2 protein-coding genes are annotated in these 2,074 nt (G+C 35.0%); both read right to left on the bottom strand.

Translation table 11 applies throughout. The features are described 5' to 3' along the window. Positions 1 to 276: 276 nt before the first annotated feature. Positions 277 to 1,461, bottom strand: a complete 1,185-nt coding sequence (locus BLV84_RS12355; protein ID WP_093246167.1) for an RNA polymerase sigma factor — start codon at positions 1,459 to 1,461, stop codon at positions 277 to 279. A gap of 65 nt (positions 1,462 to 1,526) precedes the next feature. After that, entirely contained in the window at positions 1,527 to 1,868 is a 342-nt protein-coding gene (locus tag BLV84_RS12350) for a YciI family protein (RefSeq protein ID WP_093246164.1), read from the bottom strand. Between the last annotated feature and the right edge of the window lie 206 nt (positions 1,869 to 2,074).

The following is a 2,074-nucleotide window of genomic DNA, read 5'->3' as shown; positions in this document are numbered from 1 at the left end:
GATAAGATTTTCCTCTGAAGGACAATCCATTTTGGTAATTTCAAATATTGTTTTATTCACTTGGTTTCTGGGTTTTTCGGCATTACTTACAACGGTCTCGTATATGGCTCGTTGCGTGTAAAAAGGTACGGACTTTTCGGTTTAGCACGAGCCGAATTTTTGAATTTTCTTTTTACCTTATAAACGCAAAAAGTCAAATTCAAAAATTTGGCGGACTTCGAAAACACACCCGAACCTTTGGTTAAGCACCTGATTAGCAATGAGCTATATACATTGTTACCTGCCGTTTTTTCTTTTCAGTCGTTCGATTTCTTTAGTCAATGTCTGTTTTTCCGTTTCCGATTTTGTCAGTTTTATAGCTTGTTCATAATGTTCAATTGCTTTTTGAATATCCGATTTTGCAAATAAGTATCCCAACAATTCGTGATATTGACTATTGTGAGTAAGATTTAATTTCTCGGCTTCCATAATTGCTTTTTCGTGTCCGTGAATTTTTGAAAAAGCAAAGGTTCTGTTCAATGCGGTTATGGGCGAATATTCAATTAATATCAGTTGGTTGTACAGTCGCAAAATGTTCTTCCACTTGTCTTTTTTGTCCGTTGTGTGCCAATAGGCAATTCCTGCTTCTAAATGATATTTTGAAATTTCGTTTCCGTTCGTGGCATTTACTAAAAAATAATTTCCTTTTTCGATGAGCGATTTATCCCAACGGTTTTTGTCCTGTTCGTCAAAAAGTACTGCTTCGCCTTTTTCGTTGGTTCGTGCTTCTATTCGTGAACTTTGAAAACACATTAAAGCCAATAAAGCGTTTGTTTGTGGTGTGTTCGTTAGCGGATTATCGGTCAAAGTCAAAATCAGTCTAATGGCTTCCGAGCAAAGTTCTTTTCTGATGAATTGATTGTTCGATTTTGAAAAATATCCTTCGTTAAACAGTAAGTACAAAGTTTTCAAAACAGTTTTTAACCTTGACTGGATTTCTGACTCATTCAGCGATTTGATTTGAAAATTGTCTTTACGAAGATTGTTTCTACCTCTTTGCAAACGTTTTTTTATGGTCTCTGTTTTTGATAAAAAAGCATTGGCGATTTCTTCTACACTAAAACCACAAAGAATTTGAAGAGCTAAACAAATTTGACTTTCGTTAGAATTAATTGGATTGCAAACAGCAAAAATCATTGCTAATTGGCTGTCTGAAATATTTTGTTTGTTAAATCCAAAATCCGTTTCCTGTTTATGGTTGTCCTGTTTCAAATCACTTTTGATTTTGGTTTCAAAAATCGAGATGTGTTTGAAATAATCTTTGGTTTTGTTTTTGGCAACCGTGTATAGCCAAGCTGTTGGATTTTCAGGTATTCCATTAATTGCCCAACTCTCGGAAGCTTTTAAAAATGTTTCACTTGCAATATCTTCGGCAATCTCAATATGCCTTAAACCAAAATGACGGCATAAAACAGCCGTCATTTTTGCATATTCCTCTCGGAATAAATGTGGTAAAAGTTCATTATGTGATTGCGGTTTCTCCAATACTAATCACGTTTTAAAACTTCTCTTACTTCAATATTTCCTCCGATTTCAAAAATAGGATTTCCTTTTGCCATTTCTACCGCTTCATCAATGGTTTCTGCTTTCACAACAATGTAACCGCTTATAAATTCCTTGATTTCGGTATAAGGTCCGTCTGTTACCACATTGTCGGGTTTTACGGTTTTTGCACTTCCTGGAATTGGTAAAAGCGTGTTGCCTTTGTCCACCAATTTGTTTTGTGCAGCAATACTTCCTAACCAATTCATTCGCTCCTCCATTTGTTTAGGTGAAGGTTTGAAGTCAGAAATGTCTTTTAATCTGAAAATTAATGCAAAATCTTTCATTTTTATAAATTTTTAAAGTTAAACTTACTGTTCAACCTTATGACGATTCAAAATCGTAAATGGGGACAAATATTCTGTTTTTTTCTAAATGTTATTGGTTTGTCAAATGGCAGGTAACGGTCTCGTATAACCGTCAGTTACGGGTTAATATGCGTTAATTTTCGGTTTAGCACTGACGTTAGCAATTCCGAGTGGATTCGGACGTA

This window comes from Psychroflexus halocasei (genome assembly GCF_900107595.1).
Lineage (GTDB): Bacteria > Bacteroidota > Bacteroidia > Flavobacteriales > Flavobacteriaceae > Psychroflexus > Psychroflexus halocasei.
This window is presented reverse-complemented; position numbering and strand designations above follow the sequence as displayed.

Excerpts from the sequence above, each read along its gene's own strand:
- BLV84_RS12355 (WP_093246167.1), bottom strand. The coding sequence starts at position 1,461 with ATGACGGCTGTTTTATGCCGTCATTTTGGTTTAAGGCATATTGAGATT.
- BLV84_RS12350 (WP_093246164.1), bottom strand. The coding sequence starts at position 1,868 with ATGAAAGATTTTGCATTAATTTTCAGATTAAAAGACATTTCTGACTTC.